Below are 4,296 nucleotides of genomic sequence, written 5' to 3'. Positions count from 1 at the left end.
CACTTCATCCGGGCCATCCGCGAGTCGGAGTGTGCGTATATTCGCCCAGGCAGCCGCAAGCGGTGTATCCTGGCTGACACCGGCAGCTCCGAAAGCTTGAATCGCTCGATCTATGACTCTCAAAGCCATATTTGGCGCAACGACTTTAATCATAGCGATTTCTGCTTTTGCTTCCTTATTGCCGACCGTATCCATCATATGCGCCGCCTTCAAAGTGAGCAGACGTGCCTGCTCAATCTCGATCCTTGAATCAGCAATCCACTCTCTAATTACACCCTGGTCCGCCAGTGGTTTTCCAAAGGCCTCTCTATCCTGAACACGCGCACACAGTTCCTCAAGGGCTCGTTCAGCTGCCCCGATCGTTCTCATACAATGATGAATTCTCCCCGGTCCCAGTCGACCTTGAGCAATGGCGAATCCTTTGCCTTCTCCCCAAAGGAGGTTGGAGGCAGGTACACGCACATCGCGGAATTCAATTTCAGCATGACCATGAGGGGCATGATCATAGCCATAGACCGGAAGCGTCCGCTTAATTTTAACCCCTGGCGTATTAAGCGGTACGAGGATCATCGATTGCTGATCATACTTCGGAGCATCGGGATCATTTTTCCCCATCAAAATGCTGATTTTACAGCGCGGGTCTCCAGCTCCCGATGACCACCATTTCGTACCGTTGATCACATACTCATCACCATCCCGTTCAATGCGCGTTTGAACATTCGTCGCATCAGAGGAAGCCACGTCAGGTTCCGTCATCGAAAAACAGGAACGGATTTCTCCATCAAGCAAAGGCTGAAGCCATTTCTCCTTCTGCTCATCAGTTCCGTATCTTACTAACACTTCCATATTTCCTGTATCAGGTGCCGCACAGTTAAACACTTCGGGTGCAATACTTGACCTCCCCATGATTTCGCAAAGAGGGGCGTACTCTAAGTTGCTCAACCCTGCACCGTATTCACTATCAGGTAAAAACAAATTCCATAGTCCCGCCTCTTTCGCTTTTCCCTTCAACTCTTCCATGATCGGCGGCACATCTGCGAATCGATCTTGACTGTTCAGTTGTTTCTCATAAACCGATTCGTTCGGGTAGATGTGCTCCTCCATAAATGCATTCAAGCTTTCTTGCCATTCCTTGACTTTAGGTGAGTAATCAAAATCCATGGGACTCCTCCTTAATATGTAGGAACTTATTCTAAGCGCTTACAAAAGACGACTTCTCCTTTGATAACAGCTTGATCCTTCTGATTCGCTGCCTGGACATTGAAAATCAGTTCATCTTCATTCACTTCCTTGAGCACCGCACTTAATATGAGCACATCTCCGAGGAAAACCATGCCTTTAAACCGGATGGAATAGTCCTGGATGAAACCTTCTGCATAAAATGGCGTAAAGAGTTTGGAGAGATTTCCCATCGTCCACATGCCATGGGCAATAATTCCCGGAAGACCAGCTTTTTCCGCCTCTTCATCGATGGTGTGAATCGGGTTATAATCTCCTGAAGCTCCGGCGTATTTGATCAAATCTAATCTAGAAACAGGCTCCAATGTGACGGTATCAAGGGAATCACCTGCTTGTAACGCTGCCAGCTGGCTCATACTTTCATCTCCTTTCGAACCGCTTCTGTGATAATGACAATTTGTTCTTCAGAAAAAATGAAGTGATCATCGAGATCCGTACCGTACCTTTTCACTTTTAAAAAGCCCATATCGCCACTTTTTCCGCTTCTTTCATAGTAACCTTTCACTTCTGTATAGCAGAGGATTTCCTCTCCTACGAGCAATGGCCGTTCATAATGATAGATTTGCTCACCATGAATCAACCCTTTCTTAGGTAAGTCCAACTCCTCGATGACTCCATAATCAAACACTCTCGGAAAAGTCGGTGGGGCAATGTTCGCCTTGTATGGTGATTGCTTCCCGACTTCTTCATCGACGTAAATGGGATGAAGATCTCCAATCGATTCTGCGAACTTCTTCACCGCACCACGTTCCACGGTATTTTTCACTTTATTGGACTGTTTTCCAATCGTATGTTCAAACATGCTTGATCCCTCCTTAAGTTAGTCTTTCGGACCACCAGCGACATAGATCACCTGACCATTGACGAAGGATGACTGCTCATCTGCATAAAAGGCGACCGCATTCGCGATATCTTCTGGCTTTCCACTTCTTCCTACAGGAATATTCTGAATGCTATGCTGGACGAGATCTTCGAAGGAAATCCCGATTCTCGCAGCCGTGTCCTTTGTCATTTCCGTTTCGATAAAACCAGGCGCGACAGCATTCGCTGTGATTCCGAATTTCCCTAGTTCAATCGCTAAGGTTTTCGTAAATCCTTGTAAACCAGCTTTTGCTGTGGCGTAGTTCGCTTGACCTCTATTTCCGAGCGCAGACGTAGAGGAAATGTTAATAATACGTCCGTACTTGTTCTCTACCATATAACTTTGCGCCGCGCGTGCAGCATTGAAGGATCCTTTTAGATGAACATCCATGACCGTATCCCAATCGGAGTCCGTCATTTTGAATAACATGTTGTCACGGATAACTCCTGCGTTATTAACGAGAATATCCAAGGAACCGAACTTGTCATGGACCTCTTTCATGGTATTCTGCACCTGGTCGAACTCGACGACATTGGCCACTTGACAGTGAACATCGTATCCCTGCTCTTTGAACTCACTTTCTGTTTCCTGCAATGCCTCTTCGTTTACATCGATGATGGCAACTTTCGCCCCTTCTTCTGCGAACCTTTTCGCGATTCCTTTTCCGATCCCGCGGCTTCCACCCGTTACAAAAGCTACTTTTCCACTAAAACGCTCTGTCACAATGAATTCCTCCTCTAATAGAAATATGTCCTAACCGATTTTTACATGGCCTTTTAATAGATTCCTGGATATGATCAGGCGCTGAATTTCGTCCGTACCGTCATAGATCCTCCACAACCGAGCTTCACGGTACCAGCGCTCAATCGGTAATTCTCTTGTGTAGCCCATTCCTCCATGAATTTGCAGCACACGATCGACGACGCGATTCCCCATATTCGCTCCGTACAATTTCGCCATGGAAGCGACGTGTCGGTTGTCTTCACCTTGATCTAACGTAAAGGCTGCATTCAAGACGAGCCATTTGGCCGCTTCAATTTCTACAGCGGAATCTGCGATTTGCCATTGAATCGCTTGACGAGTCGCAATTGGTTTTCCGAACGTCTCGCGCTCATTCGCATAGTCAATCGCCATATTCAATAAACGCTCTGCTGCTCCGACAGCTCGTGCCCCGACGATCCAACGCGCAAAACCAATCCATTCAAGCCCCAAATCATAACCGCCGTGGACTTCACCGAGAATATTTTCTTCTGGTACACGAACGTTATCAAAAACGAGTGCAGCAGGACCCCATTCCCCCATCGTATGGATATATTCGGACTTCCAGCCCATATCACGGTCCACGATGAAGCAGGTTACCCCTTTACGGCCAGCCGAAGACTTGTGCAGCTCTTTATCAGTAATGGCAATGGCCATCGTGAAATCTGCTTCATTTCCTCCTGTGATGAAGGTCTTTTCTCCATTCAACACCCACTCATTGCCTTCTTTCACAGCGGTCATACGAATATTTCTCGTATCAGACCCCGCACCAGGCTCTGTCATGGCAAAACAGGATTTCTTCTCCCCGTTAATCGTTGGTAGCAGATATTTTTGTTTCTGTTCTTCATTTCCGTAGTACAAAATGTTATCTGCAGACCCTCCGAACTGAAATGGGACGAATGTGCGGGCCACTTCCATTTGCACGATCGCCAGCATCATTTGGCCTAAGTCTGCTCCTCCATATTCTTCCGGTGTATTGATGCCCCAAAATCCGGCGTCCTTAGCCTTCATCTGAAGCTCCTGCATTTTTTCTTTCGATAGGCTCGGTCTGCCCTCACGTTCATTTCGTAATACTTCATTTTCAAGAGGAATCAATTCTTTTTCCACAAACTTTCGGATCGTTTTCTGAACCATTTGTTGTTCATCGGTTAAACGTAAATGCATCCAACTATCCCCAATCTGTAAGTTTTTTATAAAAGTCTTCGCTGTTAAATTCTGAAATAGATTTTACATACCTACCGGTTAGTATGTTTTATTTTATACTATTTCAAATTTTCGGAAAAAACAACACATAATTTGAAAAATATGTAGATTGGCCGATAGATTTTCTTTTCGTTGATACTAAAAAAGTTTGATTGATTTCGTTACTAACTTCGTTGATTAGCCTCTATTTATGATGGCTATTTAACAAACAGAGCCAAATAAAAACAAAATAA

At 45.5% G+C, this 4,296-nt stretch carries 5 protein-coding genes; all 5 read right to left on the bottom strand.

Features of this window, described 5'->3' with window-relative positions; genetic code table 11:
- Positions 1-1,161 (bottom strand): acyl-CoA dehydrogenase family protein (locus LD39_RS18765; protein ID WP_035551679.1); only part of this gene is annotated, 1,161 nt, incomplete at its 3' end.
- 26 nt (positions 1,162-1,187) lie between these two features.
- Complete coding sequence (locus LD39_RS18760; RefSeq protein ID WP_035551676.1) at positions 1,188-1,595, bottom strand: MaoC/PaaZ C-terminal domain-containing protein; 408 nt, start codon at positions 1,593-1,595, stop codon at positions 1,188-1,190.
- Positions 1,592-2,041 (bottom strand): MaoC family dehydratase N-terminal domain-containing protein, encoded by a 450-nt coding sequence (locus LD39_RS18755; RefSeq protein WP_035551673.1) that lies wholly within the window; start codon positions 2,039-2,041, stop codon positions 1,592-1,594. Before LD39_RS18755 ends, LD39_RS18760 begins: the two co-directional genes overlap by 4 nt.
- An 18-nt stretch (positions 2,042-2,059) precedes the next feature.
- Positions 2,060-2,824 carry a beta-ketoacyl-ACP reductase gene (locus tag LD39_RS18750; protein ID WP_035551670.1) on the bottom strand — a complete coding sequence of 255 codons (765 nt, stop codon included), beginning with the start codon at positions 2,822-2,824 and terminating at the stop codon, positions 2,060-2,062.
- 30 nt (positions 2,825-2,854) lie between these two features.
- On the bottom strand, positions 2,855-4,024 hold the full coding sequence (locus tag LD39_RS18745; RefSeq protein ID WP_035551667.1) for an acyl-CoA dehydrogenase family protein: 1,170 nt from the start codon (positions 4,022-4,024) through the stop codon (positions 2,855-2,857).
- Between the last annotated feature and the right edge of the window lie 272 nt (positions 4,025-4,296).

Source organism: Halobacillus sp. BBL2006, assembly GCF_000786645.1.
Taxonomy (GTDB): domain Bacteria; phylum Bacillota; class Bacilli; order Bacillales; family Halobacillaceae; genus Halobacillus.
This window is presented reverse-complemented; position numbering and strand designations above follow the sequence as displayed.

Bases quoted from the DNA above. Each gene is read 5' to 3' on its own strand.
- LD39_RS18760 (WP_035551676.1), bottom strand. From the start codon at position 1,595: ATGAGCCAGCTGGCAGCGTTACAAGCAGGTGATTCCCTTGATACCGTC.
- LD39_RS18755 (WP_035551673.1), bottom strand. From the start codon at position 2,041: ATGTTTGAACATACGATTGGAAAACAGTCCAATAAAGTGAAAAATACC.
- LD39_RS18745 (WP_035551667.1), bottom strand. From the start codon at position 4,024: ATGCATTTACGTTTAACCGATGAACAACAAATGGTTCAGAAAACGATC.